This window comes from Bacillus sp. MUM 116, from assembly GCF_001866655.1.
Lineage (GTDB): Bacteria > Bacillota > Bacilli > Bacillales > Cytobacillaceae > Neobacillus.
Map to the genome: position 1 here is coordinate 38,524 of NZ_MLYR01000014.1, position 21,980 is coordinate 60,503.

A 21,980-nucleotide genomic window follows, 5' to 3' on the forward strand; every position below is an offset into this window, starting at 1 on the left:
TCGACATAAAAGAAAGTATATAATCTTCTAAATCGTTTTTAACATATTTTCTATCTTTTTTAACTCAGTTTCAATATAAGTTCTTCTATGGTCAAACCCAATAATGGCCAAAACCTTTCCGTAATGATCCGTTAAGGGTGCAAAACTTGTTTTCCATTCTCCATATATATCTTCATATAAAGGGGTTACTCCTGCTTTTCCATTCATCGCCTCAAACGCTACTTCCATCATTTCAGGTGGACCATCATATAAGTTTCCAGGCGGAATCACGAAATCTTCATCGGCTACAATATTCAACAGTTTGTTATTATCTACTGCCTTAAAAATATAGACCCATTCAATGATTCCTTCTTGTTCCCGTATTTGGGTTAATTTTTTCTGAACCTTTTGAAAAGTCGGATTGGATGGTGAAACATGCTGATTCACTAATTCAGAGATATCTTCCGGATGAATGACAGCAGATGTAACGATAGCCATTGATCGTAATTGTTTATTTAGATGTTGTTCCAGTATGCTTCTTTTATTGGAAGGAGAAAGACTTTCTTGTTGGATTTTCTCACGAATTTTTTTATATTTTCTACTCATCGTAGGTTGACTAATATCGAGTACTTTTGCAGCAAGTTTAACCGATTTAAATTTATCCATGGCCAATGTAATTAACTGTTCTTCAATCATATCAACTGCTTCTTGCAGCGGCAAAATGTGCTGGATAACAGGAGGTTCCTTTATAGAAGGCTTTTTCCATGGAATGTAATTGTAAACTAAGCTAGAGTCCACGTTCATTTCTCTACTCGTTACAACGATTCGTTCAATCGTATTCTCTAATTGCCGAACATTTCCTGGCCAATCGTAAATACACAATAAATCAATCGTATCTGGTAAAATATTGATGTTTCTATTATATAAAGTATTATACTTATCTATAAAATGATAGATTAAATAAGGGATCTCTTCTATTCTTTCCCTTAAAGGCGGGATTTCAATAGGTACTACATTTAAACGATAATATAAGTCTTCTCTAAATCGACCATCTCTGACCATTTTTTCTAATGATTGATTTGTTGCAGCAATAATTTGGACGTCAATCTGAATCGATTTTGAACTTCCTAAAGGAGTGACTTCTTTTTCCTGTAAAATTCGAAGTAACTTCACTTGCAAATTCAGTGGCATTTCTGCAATTTCATCGAGGAAAATAATCCCTTCATTTGCTAGTTCAAATTTTCCGGGTGCACCATTTTTGTTTGCTCCACTAAATGCCCCGCCAACATAACCAAATAATTCACTTTCTAATAAATTTTCCGGAATGGCACCACAGTTAACGGCAACAAAAGGTTTAGAACTTCTATTTCCCAATTGATGTATGGTTTTCGCAATCATTTCTTTTCCTACACCGGATTCCCCTAATAGAAGAACGGTTGTTGAAACTTTTGAAACCATCTCGATTGTGTTTAGTACATCTTTCATTTTTTGACTATGGACGACAATTGAAGGAGTGTGGTTTGTTTCCTGACATTCGGTTATTTCTGTTGATTCCATTACATTTTCGGAAATACTTTTTAATCCCCAAATCATAAATTCTTCATTATTGCCATTTGATGCAAACACGGTTATTAGAATAGTGCTGCCATTCCAAGCCTTTAATTGAAGAGAATATACCTCTCTATTTAATAATGGTAAAATGGAATCTCCGAAGCATGAAATTTCCTCTAGTTCTGTAAGCATTCTTCCCTTAAGTGAGGCAGTGCTTGTTGACCAAAAGTTTTTCAATCTTCCATTTCGATATAAAATCGTTCCCTGCAAATTCGTTACAATAATTTCATCGTAAATAGATAGAATACTCGATTGATAGGCTTGAAGCAGTTGTTCATTCGATAAATTGTTGGACCCCACCTATTTAGCACTCCCTTATATAAAGTTAAATAATTTGAGTATTTAGTGAATTATTTCATATTTGATTAGAAATTTCAATTTTGAATTTGTAAAGTACAAAGAGATATGAATTTTTTAATATTTTGTGAACTTTTTGAACTTGGCATAAAAATTGCTAATATTTATGTAAGCAAAGTTTTAGGAAGGAGGATATCAATTGGGTAATAAAGATCAAATTAAAGAGAATATGAAATCAAATGACCCGTTCATTAAAGGAATGTATACGGATCTTTATAGCAGAATTAAAGACTATGAAGAAACTCAATCCGTTATTGAGAAAATGAAATTTTCAGACGCAATTGGCTCAATTATTGTTGTAGGGATTATTGCGGTATTCTTGGCTTATGTTGTTATAAGCTAATGAATCAGAGTCTAGGAGGTAAAGTATGGGTAAAGAAAATTCATCTATTTCAAAGGATGTAGCCTTTGGGTTTCTTCCAGCATCAAAGAATGACCGTGTCTTTGGAATGTGGGATCTTATTTTAATCCAGGTTGGAATCGGAATTTCCTGTATCACTATCCTAACAGGTGCATATACGGGGTTGATTGTTAATGCACGCGAAGGTTTAGGAGCAATGCTTTTTGGTGAGGGGTTTCCAATTTTATTAATTGTGCCGATTACAATCTATTTTGCACGATATGGTATAGATACATTTATTGGCTTTAGAAGTTCTTTCGGTTACTTAGGTGCAAAAATCTTTTATTTTGTTTTTGCAATCATAACACTTGGATATACCGCAGTTGCACTATACATGGCAGGTGAGGCAATTGTTAAGATTTTAAGTTTTTCCAATTTTCCGTCCTTTCTTACATCAAGTACAACTGGGGTTCCACTTTTTGCTATTCTATTATTTATGATTGCCTTCGTGGTAACGTTTAAAGGCCCATTAGCCATTCGTAAATTCAATTGGATTGGTGTACCTGCAATTGCCATATTATTAGTTGGCTTACTAATCCTTATTTTAGCAGGACAAGGTTTTAATAAAATTTTAACTCTAACCCCCGCTGAACCGTATGAAAACTTTTCACGGTCTTTTATGACAGCGCTTGAATTAAATGTTGGGTTAGGATTTTCATGGCTTCCCTATTTTGGTCAATATGCCCGTTTGGTAAAAAGTGAAAAAGCTGCCTATAAAGCAACCTTCTTCAGCTACGGTATCCTTGTAAATATTGCGGTTGTATTAGGTGCATTAACAACGTTAGTGGTAGGTACACAAAATCCGACACAATGGATGTTGACGATTGCTGGTACATGGTTTGGGTTACTAGGGCTTGTCCTGCTTACACTTGGTAATTTAACTGCAGCGATCTTTTTAATGTATTCTCAAGTCATTAGTTTAAAAACAATATTTCCAAAAAGTTCTTGGCTAGTCGCTATGTCAACAACGATCCCCACCATATTCCTAATATTAAGCTCAACATTTTATAATGCCTTTAACTCTTTTATAACCGTCATAGCTTATATTATGTCAATTGCTGGCGGTATTGTTATTGCTGACTTTTTCTTTGTAAAAAAACAAAAAATTTCATTATACGATCTATACAATACAAAAGGAAAGTACAGATATTGGCATGGAGTAAATCCTTCAGCTATAACAAGTATCATAATGGGAACCATTGTTTATTGGGGTCTATATAACCCGCTATTAGATCATGCTAGTGGATTATTCCAATATATTTCAGCTGGAATTCCTGCATATTTTGCTTCACTCATTACTTATTTTATTTCAGCTAAATATATCTTTGCATACAGTGTCGATAAAGAAATAGGTAAAACGGTTGTTGAACCAGTACAAAAGCAAGTAGACATCGTATAGATTTCAATATTGAATAGAAATTTTATAAATGAAATATTCACAATATAAATTAAATTACGAAAACAGGAAATATAAAGCGATTAAGCGCTTCCAAAATTGGCACGATTATTGCATTAATGTTTAGTAATAAAATCAAAGGAGGCATTTATTATGTACGAATCTACTAATCTCAACCTGTTTCCATACCCTTTTCATACAATTAAGGAAGGTACCAACTATCGGTATTCAAATGACTTAAGAAAACTTGAAAAGGATCAAATGAATTGCATTAAAATTACACCTGAATATGAAAAACAAATCAAAAGAAAAAGAGAATTACTCAATGAACAACCTGAAGTAAGGTTCCAATCCTATCCACATACAATGGAAATGCAATGGGAGGTAGCAGAAATGCTGATTGATATGGCGGTTGAAGCCCATCCGGAGCACTTTCAAGTAGAAAAGAACGGGAATCATTGGACTTTTCACAATTTAATCTTAAATGAAACGGAATCTTTTATTTTTGGTGATGCTTCAAGCATCGAGCTCGAGCCGCTTGATTTAATTGGCCGTCATTTCACTACTGATTTTGTATTAATGGTGGTGAGAGATGAAAATCTTTATTTGGAAGTTGCCCAGGAATCTTATGCAGCCTTATTCTCACCTCACTGGAATAAAGGGATGTCATTTGACGAAATTCACGGACCTGTACCATTTGTGTCACGCACAGGTGTACCTCTAGCTGAAAGAGTTCGTAATTTCTTAATCCGTAATGTTTTACCAGGTGAACCTTGGACAAGGATTAACTGGAATCTGATGGCGAACCGTTGGGATGTTAACTATGAAACATCTGATACTTGGGGACCAACACGCTTTTTAGTCACTCCAGAAAATGCTGGTGAACTAGTAAGACTTCGTGTAGAAGAACAATTTTTCTATCGTATGCCAAGAAGTAATGCTGTTTTATTCGTATTAAACACTCAATTCCTAGCGATGAAAGATTTGCCAATAAGACCAGAATGGCTAAAGCAGACCTACTCGATTTTGTCGGATATTCCGAAGCCTATGGCTGATTATAAAGGATTTACACCATTTATTGAACCAACAGTAGAATATTTGAAAAACTTAGTTGAAAAAGTAAGTTTGCAAACTAACTAGGGTCTTAATGATTGGAGGTATGTAAAGTGGTATACAACAGTCCGGTATTATTCGATCAATCAGAAACTATTGTTGAAAAATTCACAGTAAGACAGGATAGAAGAAAATTGCTAATTATTTCTGCTGAACCAAAAGAAGCAGAAACCATCCAATCATTTATTTATGAAATAAATGGGCAAAAAGAATATGAACGAATTGAATTGAATGATGAGTTCCAATTAAAGAATGTCATCGAAGTGTTAGAGCGTCAAAAAATGGGAACACAGCTTTATATTTCAGCTAAATGGGATGATGCCGTTACGATTTTCACAGCGGCAATTAGTGCTGGTTTTTCAGAAGATGAAATTCAAACGATTATTTCTGGCAAGAAGAAACGAAATGTTTATTGCATAAAATGTTTTCATTTACAAGAAGTTGAGGCAGAAGAAACGGATACCATCTGTCATCATTGCCAAATCAGCTTAGAAATTGGTCCTTTCTTCTCGAAAGAGCGAAAAGGGTATATTGGATACCCTTACAACCCCGCCTTCGTACTATCAAAGTAAATAATACATGAAGAATAATAAATAAGTTGACAGACATAACGATGGGAGTGAGGTTTATGAGATCGTTCGGAAATATTGAAGTATACGTTGGAAAAATAGTACAGGAAACAAATTTTATAAAGCGCTTCCACTTGTATCCGGTAGATCAAGGATTACTGCCTGCGTTTACGGGTGGTTCCCATATCGCAACTTTTGTAAAAAATGGCGGTGAAAGAATTGAAAGAAATTACTCACTTGTTAGTCATCCGACTGACCGTACTCAATATGCTATTGCCATTCGTAAAGATGACTATTCAAAAGGAGGATCTGTATTTTGGCATGATGAAATCAAAGTGGGAGATCGCTTAGAAATCAGTTGGCCTAAAAATCATTTCCCACTTGCCTTCCAGGCCGCAAAACATCACGTGTTTTATGCAGCTGGAATTGGTATTACTCCATTTATGACGATGATGGAAGATTTAACAGCTGAAGGTAAATCATTTGAATTACATTATGCTGCAAGAACCAAAGAAGACTGTGCCTTTTATGATGATTTGAATGCAAAATATCCTGGAAAATGCCACTTCTATTTCTCTAGAATGGAAAATCCTAATAAAATGGCACCAGTAACAATGGCTGAACATCAGATTGGCTCACATGTGTATTTCTGTGGACCCTTTTCAATGGTGAAAGAATTTAGGGAAGCTGCAAAATTCTACGGTTACCCAAGCCATTCCATTCATTTTGAATTATTTGCTGCAGCTGATGAGGGTCCAAAAAATCCTTTTGTCGTAAAATTAGCAAACAGTGGTAAGAAGGTGGAAGTTTCTGAAGAAGAAACGTTGCTAGACGCACTATTAAAAGCGGGAGTGGAAGCTCCATATTCTTGTAAAGTAGGCGGATGCGGAAGCTGCGAAGTACAGGTAGTTGAAGGTGAAGTGGACCACCGTGATCACTTCTATAAAGATGAAGAAAGACATACAAAGAACGTGATTTTATCTTGTTGTTCAAGAGCAAAAGAATCTGAAAAAGAACTCATTTTAAACCTATAATAGAGCCTTAATTCTGTAATAGATTCATAAATTATGCTCTTTAGTCCGTAACTAACGATCAAGGCCACAATATAATAAATTCAATATAATAGGAGGCAATAATAATGACAACAGCCACTCAAGTATTAGAATTAAAGATGTATATTAATGGTGAATGGAGACTTTCTAGTAATCAAGATACCAACAAGGTTATTAATCCAGCAAATTGTGAATTAATTGCTATTGCTCCTCGGGCAACAATTGAAGAAACGGAAGAAGCCATTAAAGCTGCAAAAGAAACCTTTGAAAGTGGTGTTTGGTCTAAGTTAAGTGCTCAAGAACGTGCCGATTACCTATTAAAAATTGCTGATAAAATTGATGAAAAACATGATGAACTAGTAGAACTTGAAGTAAAAGATAATGGAAAAATCAAGGCCGAGGCTGATATTGATATATCTGATGCTGCATCTTGTTTCCGCTATTATGCAGGTCTCATTAGAACTCCAGATGGTGCAACTTATCATGTTGCGGACCCAGTACAAGCGATGGTCGTACGTGAACCAGTAGGGGTTACAGGTTTAATCGTTCCTTGGAATTTCCCATTCCTTATGAGTGTGTGGAAATTTGCTCCTGCATTAGCGGCTGGAAATACGATTGTGTATAAGCCAGCTGAAGTAACTCCGGTAACAGCGACAAAATTAGTTGAAATTATTGAAGAAGTTGGTGTTCCAAAAGGTGTAGTGAATTTGGTATTAGGAAAGGGTTCTGTGATTGGTGATGTAATCGCTTCCAGCCATGATGTAGATATGGTTTCGTTTACAGGAAGCACTGAGGTAGGAAGAAGCATTATGCGCAATGCTGCAGGCAATTTGAAAAAGATCTCCCTTGAACTAGGCGGTAAGTCACCAAATATTATCTTTGCTGATGCTGATTTTGATGCTGCTGTTGATAATGCCTTGCTTGGAATTTTCTATGGCTCAGGTCAAGTATGTTCTGCCGGTAGCCGGATTATTGTGGAAGAAAGTATTTATGACAAGTTCGTTGAAGAGTTTGTAAGACGCGCCAAAAATATCAAGGTAGGACCGGGATTAAAAGAAGGTTCTGAAATGGGTGCGATTGTAAGTGAAGCGCAGCTTAATACCATTCTAGATTATATTGAAATCGGTAAAAAAGAAGGCGCTACATTAGCTTGCGGTGGAAATCGACTTACTGAAAATGGTTTAGATAAAGGATTCTTTGTTGAACCAACCGTATTCGTTGATGTAACACCAGAGATGCGTATTGTAAAAGAGGAAATCTTCGGACCTGTTGCCGTTATTCAAAAGTTCAAAGATGAAGAAGAAGCCATTAAACTGGCAAATGACACCATCTATGGTCTTGCAGGCGGCGTATTCACCTCTGATGGTGCAAAGGCAATGCGCGTAATTAAAGAAGTACGTGCTGGTATTACTTGGATCAACACCTATGGACCAACCTATAACGAAGCTCCATGGCACGGATATAAACAAAGTGGTATCGGATCAAGCCTTGGAACATTTGGATTAGATGAATTCCAAGAAGTAAAACAAATTAACATAAATCTTGCTGTAGGACCAACAGGCTGGTTTTCAAACAATAAATAAGTAATTTAATAGAGAGGTTGATTTAAAAGACTCGATATAATTTTGGATCAACCTCTTTTTAAAGTATCCTTTCTTTCGATTTCGCAGTTGATTTTGATATAAAGCCGTATCTACTCTCCTAATTTATTCATTGGTGAATATGAAATTCAAAATTGAATTAAATATACTTCTATATAAGTTAAATTTACCGAAAATTATTATAATTCTGAATCGGCATAGAAATTGCACATAATAATATATCTACTATTTTAAGGAGGCTCAAATATGCAAGAAAATCTGAATAAAACAACTGGTGGTTCTGCATCAGAACATCATGATAGTGATGCTGCACAACTGGCAGCGCTTGGATATGAATCTGAATTTCGCCGGGACATGAGTCCGTGGGCAAACTTTTCGCTAGGGTTCACTTATCTTTCTCCTGTAGTAGGTGTGTACACACTATTTGCCTATGCACTTGCACAAGGCGGCCCGCCAATGATTTGGAGCTTTTTCATCGTTGGACTCGGACAATTACTAGTTGCGCTTGTTTTCAGTGAGATTGTTGCGCAATTCCCTGTTGCAGGAGGAGTTTATCCTTGGGCTCGAAGATTATGGGGGCGCAAGTATGCGTGGATGACTGGCTGGGTTTACTTAATGGCTTTACTCGTGACAATTGCCAGTGTATCGTACGGAGCTGGACCTTATCTATCACAAGTTTTTGGTTTTGAAGTATCGGTGAATTCAACGATTCTTTGTGCACTGGTTATTCTTGTACTATCGACAATCATTAATTTTCTTGGAACAAAGGTTCTCGCAACTGCAGCGGTTATTGGTTTTGCCGCTGAAATTATTGGTGCGCTTGCAGTTGGTTTTTGGTTGCTAATCACACAAAGACATCATGGTCTTGGTATCCTCTTTGATTCTTTTGGTGCTGCACAAGGTAATCATAGCTATTTGTATGCATTTGCAGCAGCCGGATTAATTGGAATTTTTCAATATTATGGTTTCGAAGCTTGTGGGGATGTTGCTGAAGAAGTACCAAATCCAGGTGTTCTGATCCCAAAAGCGATGCGCCGGACAATTTACATTGGCGGTGCTGCAGCCACTTTTGTTTGCCTTGCTTTAGTACTTTCCGTTGCTGATATCCCAGCCGTTATCGCTGGTAAGGACGTAACGCCTGTTGATACATTACTAAACGAAGCATTTGGTGCTTTTGGAGCGAAGATTGTATTAGGTATTGTTTTGCTTTCTTTCCTTTCATGTGTAATGAGTTTACAGGCGGCAGCAAGCAGACTTGCCTATTCGTATGGACGTGATGACATGATTGTAGGAAGCCGGTTGTTAAAGAAATTCTCAGCTGCCCGTCATATTCCGCCTTATGCGCTGCTTCTTGCTGCTATTGTTCCAGCCCTCATTGTGCTTGGTTCAAAAGTGTCTGAAGATGCGCTTACAAAGATCATCAGTTTTGCGGCATTCGGCATTTATCTTGGATTCCAGATGGTTGTCTTTGCTGCACTAAGAGCCAGACTAAAAGGATGGAAGCCAAGTGGCAAGTATCAGTTGGGCAAGTGGGGATTGCCCATCAATATTGGTGCGCTTGTCTACGGAGTTATCGCAATGATCAACATGTGTTGGCCTAGAACGCCAGATGCGCCTTGGTACGATAACTATATCGTGCTTGTTTCAGGAGTCGTGGTAGTTGGGGTTGGATTAGTGTATATGATGATTCATCGCAGCTACGGACATAGTGATGTACCATATGATGTTGCGATACCGAAAGAAAATATCTCCTACGAGCGTAAAGACATGTCAATAACTGTTGACTTACAAACTGAAACAAAGCAACAGTAACTTAATAGAATTTATCATACAAAGCCAAGGGATTATCCCTTGGCTTTTTTACAACTTCATTTTCTTCTTATAATGATGTAGGTCCATTCCGTAATAGTTAGATATCATATTGTCTTTTAAATTTAAAAATCTCATCCACCGCTTGCTGATATCCACACGATTTTTGAAAAGATTCCCTAATTTTTGCAACTGCATTACGAAAAGATGAGTGACTTAACATATGATTTACGGCTTCACGTAGTTGTTTTGCAGTCAAACCTTGATTTTGTAATTGAATACCTGCTCCAATATTGGCAACTTGCCTGGCAATAATCGGCTGATCCGCACTTTGCGGGATGACAATTAGCGGAACCCCATAATAGAGACCTTCATGGGTACTGTTCATTCCACCATGTGTGATAAATAATTTCGTGTATTTAAGCACCTCAGTTTGAGGAACATAATTTTTTACAATGAAGTTTTTAGGAATCTCCCCCAAATCAGCTATTTGAGCTTTTTCTCCAATAGACATCACGATGGTATGATCAGTGTTCTCAAATGCCTCAAAACAAAGCTTATAGAAATCAATTGCTTGGTTAAAGACAGTACCCAGTGAAATATAAATGGGGCTTTTTCCCTTAATTGCAGTAAAATCGAAGTTCTCTTCCGTTAACCTTGAAGAGATGGATGGACCTACAAATTTGTAGGTTTGGTCGAATGCATCTCCAAAAGGTTGAAACTCCCTCGTGGTATAAACAATTGTAAGGGGTGCAGGATTACAAAAAACTTCATAAGGAGAATGGATCTCCACATCATATTTTTCCTTCACCATTGCGCTAAGGAGATGAAATTCATCGTAAATTTCTGCAGGAATTTTTTTAACAAGCTGTTCCAACATGTTATCGAATGATGCTTTTGTCTGCGCAAAAGAAGTGCAGGAATTAATCGCGGGAAGCTTAAGGATCTGGGCAAGTAAACGTCCACAACCAAACATAGAATCGTGGATGATGTAATCAAAATGCTCCCCTTCTATTTGTTCAAGAACGCTAGGTATGACGATATCTGCCGTACGTAAAAGACCGTTAATTCTTTCGAGCAAATAATTTCTTCCACCTGAGATAAAGGCTTTTATAAATTTTTGGCCGTCCAATGTACGTACAGTTGCTCCCGTCTTCTCAATACGCTCTCGAAAAGCTTCTATCGTAAAGTACACTACCTCTTCTCCACGTGAAATAAGTTCTTGCACAACTCCAATCGTAGGATTGATATGTCCTTCGGATCCAGCATTAATAAATAAAACACGTGCCATTTCTACCACTCCTAGGTAAATTATTCTAGGTATTTATATTATAATAAATCATTTTATCATTGTTTAATAAGTATTTCGAATTCGATGCAAAAAATTTCCTAATCATGTAAAAATGTGCATTTTATAGGTTTCAGCGTACAAGCCATATATACCGTCCTTGAATAATTTATAACGGGAATGTGGATAAAATAATTTTTATAGGAGTGAGCAATATTGAATTTTAGAAATTCTAATGACTGTGGATGCGGTGATTTTTCCTCGGATGAACCGTTAAAAAATAACGGCAACTCTTTTCCTTGGTCTGGACCCGCATTCAACACTAATGTAAACAATACCAGTGATTGTGGATGCGGTGGTTCTTCTTCGGATGAACCGTCCAATAACGGCAACTCTTTCCCTTGGTCTGGACCAGCATTTAATACTAATAGAAGTAGCTCACCAGAAACTGAGGCACCACCAGTAATTCTGCCGACTATGAATCAATCACCGATACCTATGCCAACAATGAATCTATCACCAATACCTTTGTCAACAATGAATCAATCACCAATACCTATGCCAACAATGAATCAATCACCAATACCTATGCCAACAATGAATCAATCACCAATACCTATGCCAACAATGAATCAATCACAAATACCTATGCCAACAATAAATCAGCCGCCAACGGATTATTTGCAAGACCATGGTGGATATTATTAGGGCGGTATTGGGTATCGGGATATGACCGATACAGACCGTATCCCTCCACGCACAAGCAATAGAAATCGCAACCGATGCCATTACGGATACAAAAAAGTTACTAGTTTGAAAGAAAAAGCGAACCGAAAGGGTTCGCTTTTTTGCTTACGATTAGAAATTGCATGGTGGGCAGTTTGTACAAGCACCATTAGGACTTATTTAACTAAGGCATTCGTAACGACCTAAATCATCGGTACCACATCTAATTAGGACGTGAACAATATTGACCATACACTATATTCGGGAGAGACGAAATTGACTTAGGCAAAAAACTCCAAGAAAACCTATTTTTACAGCTTCGTTTTAATATCCATCTTTTAGCCCTGAGGTCCCTTCAAGAAATAGAATCGCATCGTGAGGCGAATTGGACAAAAATGGACATAGACAGTGGACAAACGGACAAGCATTCATTGGTATCTTGCCATAAATTATTCTAGACTTTTTTGAAAGGGTGATAATTTATGGCTATTCCTAATAGTCCAAGCTGTTCTAGCACACATTACGACTTTTATATCGACAGCAATGTAACTACGATCAATGCTAATGACTTATGTCAACTGGCGGAATCGGATTGGAACGTCATACAAAACGAGTGGTTCCCTGGTGTCATTAATAACATGCCTTTAAATATTTTTCGCATCCAGGTCCAAATAGTTCCAGGTCAAGGCGGTGCAACTTGGTGCGGATGTCCGGGGTGTCGTCTTTGCCCAGATGCAACATCAACTAATATTCGCATGATTGTACAAGTACCGCAAATTCCAAACAGGAATCCCCAAAACGACATAAACAACGTTCGTGTCGAGTTAACCAACGAAGTAACCGAAGTGTTTATGCAATACCAGAAAAAGGGCTGGTCTGGATCAAATTTTCTTCCTTGTCAAAACTTTGGAGAACCATGTGGAACCGAAGGTACCGTAGGTGAGGGGTTGTCCCTCTTCCTTGGTCAGCAAATAGCGATTCGCCAAAATTTCCTACAAAACACCGATATAGTAAACAGCCACTGGCAAAACGTATGGCTGCAGTCTTTTGACAGACCGATAGAAAACCTTGCCTGTGCTTCCTCCGTAAGCGGTGCTCCGCTGGGTTCATGTCCTACGCTCGATTATGTGAATTCGGCTGCACCTGGTCCTGATCCAAATACCGGTCAAGTTCCCGTCCCAGGTGTCTCCTACAAGTATGCTGGATATTACATTGTATTCCTTTATTACCTGAAAGATGTACTAAATAGAACGATCCCGGACATCATTGCTCATGGACCATCTAGGACTGGATCCATGACTGAGGTCTACCAGAATCTTACTGGAGATTTTAATACCGATCCAAATGGAACGATCAAGAATCTACTGGTGATGCAATATAAGTTACCACCCGGCAAAGGTATACCAGACCAACAACTCAGCCCCTTCACAGGTACACCAGCGCAATGCCAACCCGGCTGGAGGCAAGAAAATAATGGATGGGCTTTTTACCAACCCGACATTTTTGGTAATTGTATGAGACAGACAGGCTGGGTGTTTGATAACGAGACGAATCAGATGAAACAGACTCTGGGCATCGGTGCAATCGGGCAAACACACAACTATTTCTGGATTGAACCAGGAACTCAGGTTTGGTTAGCAGCCTCGTTAATCTCCCCGCCAAATTCAGGATTAGTGTGGAGCGATGCAGAGCAAAAATGGTGGATCTATTGGACTGATTTAAATACCGGAAACACCAACTGGTTTAGATTGGACTGCGACAATTTTGGTAATTGTCAATGGGTTCAACAATCCGGAGGACCAATCCTTTAATCTACCGAATTACAAGAAAGATCGTTTCAGGCAGAAGCGGTCTTTCTTTTCGGACAAGGGTGCGGGCAATTTTCATGCAAGTTGGTGTTGTCAGGAAGTTCCAAGTATAATATATATAGATGATTATTTGTTTTGGGAGCGTGATTGCATGGCTATACCAAAAGAACATAATACACTTACTTACTTAGAATATTTGGAATTAGGCGAAGATATAAGATATGAAGTTATTGATGGCAAAGTTTACAATATGTCCCCTGCCCCTTCCACCAAGCACCAAGCTGTCCAAAGAGAATTGTTGACTGAATTTAATCTTTTTAAGAGGAAAGAAATGCAGCGTTTTTGGTTCTCCACTTGATGTTTGTTTTTCAGAGGAAGATAACGACATTAAGAAAATTAAGGAATGGGTTGAACCTGACATTGTGGTTGTCTGTGATAAAAATAAGATCAATGAAAAGCGAATAGTCGGGGTTCCTGATTTGGTTATTGAAATCCTTTCTAAAACAACAGCCAAAAAAGATAAACTTATGAAGTTCAATCGATATCAAAAAGCAGGAGTTAAGGAATATTGGATTGTTGACCCTTCCAATGAAAATATTGACGTTTATTTATTAGAAAATGGTTCCTTTAAACATACTGGTATTTATTTTAAAGATGATCAGATTCCAGTTCATCTGTTTGAGGGATTTTCGATTGATTTAATGAACATTTTTAGAGATGCTGATTAAAAGAAAAAGCAATTTCATGATAAAAGCCGAGAATTTCTCTCGGCTTTTATCTTATGGTCAAATTAGCTTTACTGCGATCAATTCTTACCCCACTATTACGAAAATTGTTTGATATAATTTAAAAAATGGAAGGAGAAATTAGAATGTCAGAAGCATATCAAGTGATTAGTTTTGTTGAGAACCAAAATATAAAAATTGAAATTTTAGAATACCGAAATTTAGGTGGGAATGATAATTTTACCGTCGCTGAAAAATTATATTTTGCCCAAAAGTCAAATATCAAATTAAGACAAGTCAGGATTACACTAAAAAATAGCTCCTTAACAGCGGAATCCGGGGCCCTTCAGTTTATGAAAGGGAATATTACATTAAAAAGCTTAGGTGGAAATGGAGCCAAAGGATTTTTCAAAGGACTAGCCTCCAGTGTTTTAACAAATGAACATATGGTTAAACCGCAATACCAAGGCAGCGGGATTATTTATCTCGAACCAAGTTTCAAACACTACATGATTGTGGAACTTAACAACGAAGAAATCATTGCGGATAAAGGTCTTTTTTATTGCTGCGAATCCAGTGTTTCGGTTTCTGTTCAAGCAATGAAAAATATCTCCTCCGCCATTGCCGGAGGAGAAGGACTATTTCAAACAAAAGTTTCTGGAAAGGGATTTTGTGTATTTGAAATACCTGTTCCGGAAGACGAACTTGTGGAATTTGAAATTCAAAATGAAATGGTTCAAGTGGATGGAAACTTCACACTTTTCCGGATTGGCAACATAGATTTTACTGTTGAAAAGTCAACAAAAAGCATTTTCGGTTCTGTTGCTTCCGGAGAAGGTTTACTTCAAACATTTAGAGGTTCAGGGAAAGTCATTATTGCACCGACATTACCTGTTTACGAAAAATTAGTTCATGTTTTAAATCCTTTGCCTCCATCGAAATAGGAAAAGCGCAAGCGCCTTGATCAGCCTCAGGCATAGCGTAAGACGAGTCGACGAGAAGGTTGCTCTTTAACCTTCTTGGCGGCTTGGCTTACGACCTCGAGGGACTAGGCGCTGGAGCTAGACAATTCTCGAAGCCGAAAAATTATACTTTCTTAATCTATAAAAAACGGCACAAATGTGCCGCTTTATATTTAGATACAAAATAAGCGAATCCATTTAAGATCCCTATAAATCTTGACTCGCAATTGGATCAAATTTTATACTCACTCTTTACAAACTTCTCCAATGCAGGCAGAGAGCGTTCCACTTTTTCGGTATCAATGCAATAAGCCATTCGGAAATACCCCGGACATCCGAAGCTATCGCCCGGAACCAGAATTAAATCATATTTTAATGCCTTCTGACAGAATGCTTTAGCATCTTCCTCGAGTGCCTTTGGGAAAATATAGAATGTCCCGCCTGGTTTCACACATGTAAATCCCAATTCTATTAATTTGTTATAAATTAAGTTCATATTTTTTTCATAGACAGACATATCACTCGTTAAATCCACAACTTCGGAAACAGCAAGCTGAATAATAGAAGGCGGGCAGTTGTGTCCTATGCCCCTAGAAATCTGTCCGCACATACTGACAATAAGATCAGAATCTACGCAGGCAGGATTCACCGCAATATAGCCGATCCGTTCACCGGGCAGTGAAAGAGATTTAGAATAAGAGTAACAGGACAGTGTATTGTCATAATAGTTTGACACATAAAGGGCTTCTTCCCCCTCAAATACGATTTCCCGGTACGGTTCATCAGAGATAATAAAAATTTCGTGTCCGTATTCCTTTTCTTTTTTGCGAAGAAGATCTGCAAGTTTTTTAATGGTCGCCGTTGAATAGATTACACCAGATGGATTATTTGGAGAATTAATTAAAACGGCAGACACCTTCTCCGTCAGCATTTCTTCAAACAAAGTAAAGTTGATCTGAAAATCATCTGTATTAGGAGGAACCACTTTCAGAACCGCACCCGTAATATCTATATATGGGTGGTATTCAGGGAAAAATGGAGCAAATGTCAGTACCTCGTCGCCAGGTTTTGTTACGCAGCGTACTGCATGGGCGATTGCTCCAGCCGCACCGCTTGTCATAAAAATGTGATTTTCCGAATAATTCATCTTGAAACGGCTATTTAAAGATTGTGCTACTTTTTTTCTGACAGATGGAATTCCTAAACTGGGACTATACCCGTGAAGCTCTGCAGGACTTTTACTGGTCAACAAATTCAACATCGTCTGCGTAAATTCTTCCGGAACAGGAACAGATGGATTCCCTAAACTGTAATCAAATACATTCTCATAACCTATTTCCTCTCCGCGGGCCGCGGCAAATTCAGCAAGTTCTCTAATGATTGATTTACCTTTTAACATATTCTTGTATTGTTCTGAAATCATTTTTCTCCTCCTGGTCTGTTAATTTATTTCAACATAAGTGGGACAAGTCAGGCAAAATTATATCAATTTACAATTCCTACAATTAATATTTTCAAACACTGCTTCTTTCTGCCTTATGTACCTTGTTTCACTTAGAAGTCCGCTAATTTTTTCCTATATTCTTATTTTAACTCCCAAAGAGACTATTGACTAGATTGTCTATGCTTTAAAAGATGACTCTAATTTAATTATTTTGCTCAAGGTATTGATACCGCCATCATGGAGATTATTTTTAATTGGCTATCGACGTTGGTTGTTCAAATAGCAAAGTACCATTAGCGTGAACACTAATGGTACTTTGCATTTTTATTTGATTTCAAAAATTTATTCTGCTTCACCGACAACTGTAAAACGTTCATTTATATGTTGTGGATTTTCAATTTCATCCAATACTGCAATAGCATAGTCTGCATAGCTGATATAACTTTCACCTTTTGAATTAACTAGAAGATGATCTTTTCCAGACTGATAAGATCCTGTTCTTTTTCCTTCCGCATCAAATATCGCAGAGGGGCTGATAAATGTCCATGTAATATTAGATGTTTCTTGTAATTCTTGCAAGTTTCGCCCTTGCCCTTTAGCTGTTGGGAAAACTATATCTGGAAAATCAGGTGTATCTATTACCTTAACGGTTTTGTTTTCATCTACATAAAGACTTCCAGCTCCACCTACAATAATTGCTCTTGTATTTGTTCCTTTTAGTGCCTCAATTAAAGCATGTCCAGCATCAACGTGTGCCTGCTCTTCACCAAGAGGAGCACCAAAGGCATTAACCACTACGTCAAACGTTTTTACATCATCTGATGTGAGATCAAAAATACTTTTTTCAATGATAGCAACGTTTTTTTCTTTAAGTTTTGACGCATCTCTTACAATTGCTGTTACTTCATGTCCCCGATTAACTGCCTCTTTCAAAATAATACTTCCTGCTTTACCACTTGCCCCAATAATTCCAATTTTCATTTTATAGTCCTCCAATAATTAAGATTTTTATTGTAACCAAAATAATTACCTGTAATCATAATAGTTACATTTTATTCTTTTGTCAATACTTTAAAAATCCTTCCTTGTAAAAATAAATTGTGCATGTTTTTAGGTGGAAACACACTTGTAATAAAACGAATTACATGTGTACTATAAGGATGTAACGAATTAAAGAAGGTGAAGAAATGATGTCTATTAGCAGTCGTTTTGCTGTGGGAATTCATATATTGACTCTAATTGAAATAAATAAAGATGGAGTTAGCACTTCAGAATTTTTAGCTGGAAGCGTAAATACAAACCCTGCTGTCATTAGAAAAATTATGGGAATGCTTAAAAATGCAGGGTTGGTAAAAGTTCGGCCTGGAATAGCAGGAGCTGATTTAGCGAAGGACTTATCTGATATTACCTTGCTTGATGTATATAAAGCAGTTAATGTTGTCCAGGAGAAGGAATTGTTTAGCATACATGAAAATCCCAATCCTCAATGTCCTGTTGGCAGAAATATTCAAAATACAATTGCTCCACTTTTAGAAATTGCCCAAACAGCATTAGAAAAAGCACTTGGACATGTAACCATTGAGGACGTTGTAAAGGGTATTATTGAAAAAGAAAAATTGATTAATAAATGGATAAGTAATTAGAAACCGACATTCCCTTTCAAAAAGAATATCAGACGCCTAAATTGCGTCTGATATTCTTGTAACAGTTCATTCATAAAAATTAAGTTTAACGTAAGGTTTTTAATGCTCCGCTCCAAGCGACAACTTCATCAAGCATAGCATTTACATTACCTAGATGTAATTCTTGTGGCTTAAACTCAGTTCCATTAACAAAATCAGTAAATAAACTCAAAGTTGGATGTGTGCGAACATCTGCAACTTTCTGTTCTGCAAGAATCCCTCGTAAATGTTCAGCTGCACGAGCACCGCCAGTAGAACCATAACTTACGATACCAGCTGCTTTGTTATACCAAACTTCACGGGCAAAATCGATGGCGTTTTTTAACGCACCGGTAATACTATGATTGTATTCTTGAACAATGAATACAAACCCATCAAGGCTTGCCAGTTTCTCATTCCAAGCAGCAATTCCTGGCTCTGCTCCATCAGTTGTTCCTAAAAATGGAAGGTTAAAGTCAGCAATATCTACAATTTCATAATTTGCGTCTCCACGTTTGTCAGCAATTCCTTTTACCCATTCTCCTACTTGTGGGCTCACACGTCCTTGACGAGTGCTTCCTAAGATAATTCCAATGTTTAATTTTTCTGAAGTCATTGTTTTTTCCTCCTCGGCTTGTCTACCCAAATAGTTTTTCTAAAAAACCCATTTTTAACACCGCTTATAAAAATTATTTTACTTGTTTCACTTCGAACTATTGGAGCGATTTCCGTGCTAACCGATTGGAGAATCAGTCGTCAATTTTACTTTTGAAGTTGTTTTAACAGAAAAGGACATTCCATGGAACCCATTTTAAGAACAATTGAGAGCTGGTCTCAACTTTGGGTTAAGGAGGAATCAGATTCATCTGAAAATTATTAGAGGGAATGTACAGATTTTATGAAGTTAATTGAAAATCAAGTAAACGTAAAAAGGCAACGCCCTATTGGGTTAGTTACCTTCTTTTAAAACGAGTTGTGACACACACTCCACATGTCCAGTGTGTTTGTGGCAACACATGGTTGTTGGTGGTTTTTAAACTCACTTACTCTTATCTTATAGAACTAAGAATTACTAGGACATAGCATGTAAGCGATAAATGTTATTTCAACGAAATCTTTACAACATCATCCAAATATTTTGTTGTATTATATCCATTAATCTTCAGACTTTTAGGAATTACTTTCTTTCCAGTGTTGTTACTTTGCAACCCTATTCTTAGAACTGTAAAGAAATAACGGGGCTGATCAATTTCTTCATATGCGACAGGGAGATTATTTATATTGTATTCGATCCCGTTTTTATCAACAATTACTCCTTCAGAATCCATCCCCATAGAACCAATTTCATTTTCACGGTCCCCCACAATATCGAATTGAAGCGACTCATATGATCGATTCTTGATTTCATGATTGCTTAGGACAACATTGGTAGTCTGTCCAACCTCCACCTTGTCGACGGAGATTATACTGCCTGCATATTCAAAGGTTTGAGGATATCCCATAGAAGCATCCAGTTCGATTGTTTTTTGGTCTTCTAACGATAAATTAACAGATTTGAATTGAACATTGACCTCTTTTGGTTTTTCTCCAAAAAGAGGGTCAAAGTGAGTTTGAAAAGTATTCCAATTCATATTATAATCCGATGAAGAGCTGCCATAAATATCAGCTTTCACTTTTTTATTGTTCACTTCTAGATTGTCAACATTAAGACCTTCTATCCGCTTCTCTGGCTGTTCATTATTAACAGAAAATTGCAGAATCGTTGCTGTTGGGGCAATGGTTAGTTTATCAAACCGAATCGGGACCCCCTCAACTTTTGTTTTTTCAGCCAATGCATATTCGACAGAGGGATGTTTTGTTACCGGAATCTCGAAGTTCCACTCCCCTGTTTCAAAATCGATGTTCCCGGAAGGATTAAAACGATTTCTGTCAGAGGAATCACGAATCAATTTCTGAAGCTTTGTGATCTTAAGTTTGATTGTTCCGTTATCCGTTGTCATTGGCGGCAGACTCATCTTTCCGTGAAACACGTTCTTTTCTTTATTATTTACATCCGTTTTAAGATCAGGAGGATATTGCCTTGGGTATGTTTCAAGTTTCATAATTTTATATTGGTTCTCCACAGAAACACCGTCATCATAATTTATCATAAATTGATTATCTTTAGCTGTATCTTCTATTTCATAAAAAACAAGCGTCTGAACATTATCAGCAACAGCGCCTTTAATTCTAATTTTCACCCCATTACTTTCCGCTTCCAGGTTCAGCCTTTCACTTAGGTCATGTTGCAAAAAGGCCCGTAATTGCTGGTCATCTTCTGTCCATGTATAGTAGAGATTGGTAAAAGCACCTGTAAAAACTTCTATACCTATTAATAATGTGATAACACTTGCTAAAACAATCCCCATTCTTCTACGTTTCTTAATCTTCAGTTTTTTGTGCTTTTCCTTTTCTGCCAGCCTAGTTTTAACGTTCTCCATGAAATCAGATGGCACATGAAAATCTTCCATCCTTTCAGTAAGATTTAACAGGGTTAACATTACATCCTGAAAGGTACCCAAATCCTCCTGACAGTCTTGACAATGATAAATATGTTTCTCTAATTCAATCTTTTTTGACCGATCCAGGGCTCTTTCTAAGTAATCAATGTAAATCTTATGATACTCATTACAGCCATTAATGGATGACCCGTACCCCATTTCTTTTCTAAGTGACTGGATTCCGAAAAACAAATGCTCTTTCATCTTTTCCACTGTAACTTGGAGAAGATGTGCTGTTTCCTCCTTAGAAATTCCTTTTATATATGTAAGGACCACAGCTTCTTTCTCATATTCTTTCAACTGATCGAGTGCATTAAATAAATCCTTATGTTGTTCACTTTCCTCAGAAACTTGTAAACTTCTATCGCCAGAAAGCTCCCGGCAGGTATGTATAAAAATTGACGTTACCCACGTTTCAAATGATGTTTCTCTTTTAAATCGAGGTAATCCCTTTTGCACTTTTATAATTGACCGGTAAAAAAGCTCTTCCATTTGCAGCTGATTCCTAAGATAGGACCAACCAAGAGTATAGAACGATTGTTTATGCTGATCAAACCAACCGACGATGGATTCCACGCCTTTTTCTCTTATCGTAGTAATTGAAATGGAATCTATTTTTGCTGGGATCATAAATGTGTTCCCCCTTTAACATTCTCTTTATACCTAATGATATAAGGAGAGTAAGTTGTTGACAATATCTGTAGCTTAGACAAGAACTTGGGGGCTTTAATTGAACAAAGATATGTGGGTAAATGAAAACACGCTTGGTGTGAAAACCAAGCGTTTATATTAAACATTTAATAAGGCTCTTTTCGTAAACTTTGTTGTTTTTGGACATTAATAAGGGTCAAATACTTAAGTTTCTAGGCACTTTTCGCAAATGTTCTTACGAAAAGATACCACGAAGCATTTAGTTATACGGGTTGATGAACTTATACG

General features: G+C 37.2%; 16 protein-coding genes and 2 pseudogenes. 12 read left to right on the forward strand and 6 right to left on the reverse strand.

The genetic code is table 11. The annotated features are described in order from the left end of the window. Positions 1-27 precede the first annotated feature (27 nt). Entirely contained in the window at positions 28-1,890 is a 1,863-nt protein-coding gene (locus tag BIV60_RS03395; RefSeq protein WP_071354309.1) for a sigma-54 interaction domain-containing protein, read from the reverse strand. A gap of 196 nt (positions 1,891-2,086) precedes the next feature. On the opposite strand from BIV60_RS03395, the gene BIV60_RS03400 reads away from it, so the two are divergent. The 7 genes from BIV60_RS03400 (at position 2,087) to BIV60_RS03430 (ending at position 9,890) form a co-directional block, all read left to right on the forward strand. Then, positions 2,087-2,290, forward strand: coding sequence for a hypothetical protein (locus tag BIV60_RS03400; protein WP_071354310.1), 204 nt, complete (start codon positions 2,087-2,089; stop codon positions 2,288-2,290). A gap of 25 nt (positions 2,291-2,315) precedes the next feature. After that, positions 2,316-3,746, forward strand: coding sequence for a purine-cytosine permease family protein (locus BIV60_RS03405; protein ID WP_071354311.1), 1,431 nt, complete (start codon positions 2,316-2,318; stop codon positions 3,744-3,746). 150 nt (positions 3,747-3,896) lie between these two features. Further along, positions 3,897-4,883, forward strand: coding sequence for a heme-dependent oxidative N-demethylase family protein (locus BIV60_RS03410; RefSeq protein WP_071354312.1), 987 nt, complete (start codon positions 3,897-3,899; stop codon positions 4,881-4,883). Between the two features lie 26 nt (positions 4,884-4,909). Continuing rightward, positions 4,910-5,428 carry a dimethylamine monooxygenase subunit DmmA family protein gene (locus tag BIV60_RS03415; RefSeq protein ID WP_071354313.1) on the forward strand — a complete coding sequence of 173 codons (519 nt, stop codon included), beginning with the start codon at positions 4,910-4,912 and terminating at the stop codon, positions 5,426-5,428. Positions 5,429-5,484: 56 nt separating this feature from the next. Continuing rightward, entirely contained in the window at positions 5,485-6,459 is a 975-nt protein-coding gene (locus BIV60_RS03420; protein ID WP_071354314.1) for a PDR/VanB family oxidoreductase, read from the forward strand. 104 nt (positions 6,460-6,563) lie between these two features. Beyond that, a complete protein-coding gene (locus tag BIV60_RS03425; protein WP_071354315.1) occupies positions 6,564-8,060 on the forward strand; it encodes an aldehyde dehydrogenase family protein in 1,497 nt (498 codons plus the stop codon). Positions 8,061-8,324: 264 nt separating this feature from the next. Further along, the gene (locus BIV60_RS03430) at positions 8,325-9,890 is read left to right on the forward strand and encodes an APC family permease (protein ID WP_071354316.1); all 1,566 of its coding nucleotides are present in this window, start codon (positions 8,325-8,327) and stop codon (positions 9,888-9,890) included. 97 nt (positions 9,891-9,987) lie between these two features. On the opposite strand, the gene BIV60_RS03435 is transcribed toward BIV60_RS03430, so the two are convergent. After that, positions 9,988-11,178, reverse strand: a complete 1,191-nt coding sequence (locus BIV60_RS03435) for a macrolide family glycosyltransferase (protein WP_071354317.1) — start codon at positions 11,176-11,178, stop codon at positions 9,988-9,990. Between the two features lie 213 nt (positions 11,179-11,391). Between BIV60_RS03435 and BIV60_RS03440 the strand changes: the two genes are divergently transcribed. The 4 genes and pseudogenes from BIV60_RS03440 (at position 11,392) to BIV60_RS03455 (ending at position 15,378) form a co-directional block, all read left to right on the forward strand. Beyond that, a complete protein-coding gene (locus BIV60_RS03440) occupies positions 11,392-11,883 on the forward strand; it encodes a hypothetical protein (protein WP_071354318.1) in 492 nt (163 codons plus the stop codon). Between the two features lie 500 nt (positions 11,884-12,383). Next, a complete protein-coding gene (locus tag BIV60_RS03445; RefSeq protein ID WP_071354319.1) occupies positions 12,384-13,712 on the forward strand; it encodes a hypothetical protein in 1,329 nt (442 codons plus the stop codon). 247 nt (positions 13,713-13,959) lie between these two features. After that, positions 13,960-14,437: pseudogene (locus tag BIV60_RS03450) on the forward strand (Uma2 family endonuclease). A 143-nt stretch (positions 14,438-14,580) separates the two neighbouring features. Beyond that, positions 14,581-15,378 (forward strand): AIM24 family protein, encoded by a 798-nt coding sequence (locus BIV60_RS03455; protein ID WP_141770394.1) that lies wholly within the window; start codon positions 14,581-14,583, stop codon positions 15,376-15,378. 250 nt (positions 15,379-15,628) lie between these two features. Here BIV60_RS03455 and BIV60_RS03460 read toward each other — a convergent pair whose 3' ends face one another. Together BIV60_RS03460 and BIV60_RS03465 are read right to left on the reverse strand one after the other, a co-directional pair. Continuing rightward, positions 15,629-16,819, reverse strand: coding sequence for a pyridoxal phosphate-dependent aminotransferase (locus BIV60_RS03460; RefSeq protein ID WP_071354321.1), 1,191 nt, complete (start codon positions 16,817-16,819; stop codon positions 15,629-15,631). A gap of 363 nt (positions 16,820-17,182) precedes the next feature. After that, positions 17,183-17,821 carry an NAD(P)-dependent oxidoreductase gene (locus tag BIV60_RS03465; protein WP_071354322.1) on the reverse strand — a complete coding sequence of 213 codons (639 nt, stop codon included), beginning with the start codon at positions 17,819-17,821 and terminating at the stop codon, positions 17,183-17,185. Positions 17,822-18,030: 209 nt separating this feature from the next. Here BIV60_RS03465 and BIV60_RS03470 point away from each other — a divergent pair, with 209 nt between their 5' ends. Next, on the forward strand, positions 18,031-18,483 hold the full coding sequence (locus BIV60_RS03470; RefSeq protein WP_071354323.1) for an Rrf2 family transcriptional regulator: 453 nt from the start codon (positions 18,031-18,033) through the stop codon (positions 18,481-18,483). 85 nt (positions 18,484-18,568) lie between these two features. On the opposite strand, the pseudogene BIV60_RS03475 reads toward BIV60_RS03470, so the two are convergent. Together BIV60_RS03475 and BIV60_RS03480 are read right to left on the reverse strand one after the other, a co-directional pair. Further along, a pseudogene (locus tag BIV60_RS03475) lies at positions 18,569-19,169 on the reverse strand (NADPH-dependent FMN reductase). A 432-nt stretch (positions 19,170-19,601) separates the two neighbouring features. Continuing rightward, positions 19,602-21,671, reverse strand: a complete 2,070-nt coding sequence (locus BIV60_RS03480; RefSeq protein ID WP_071354325.1) for a sigma-70 family RNA polymerase sigma factor — start codon at positions 21,669-21,671, stop codon at positions 19,602-19,604. Positions 21,672-21,980 lie beyond the last annotated feature (309 nt).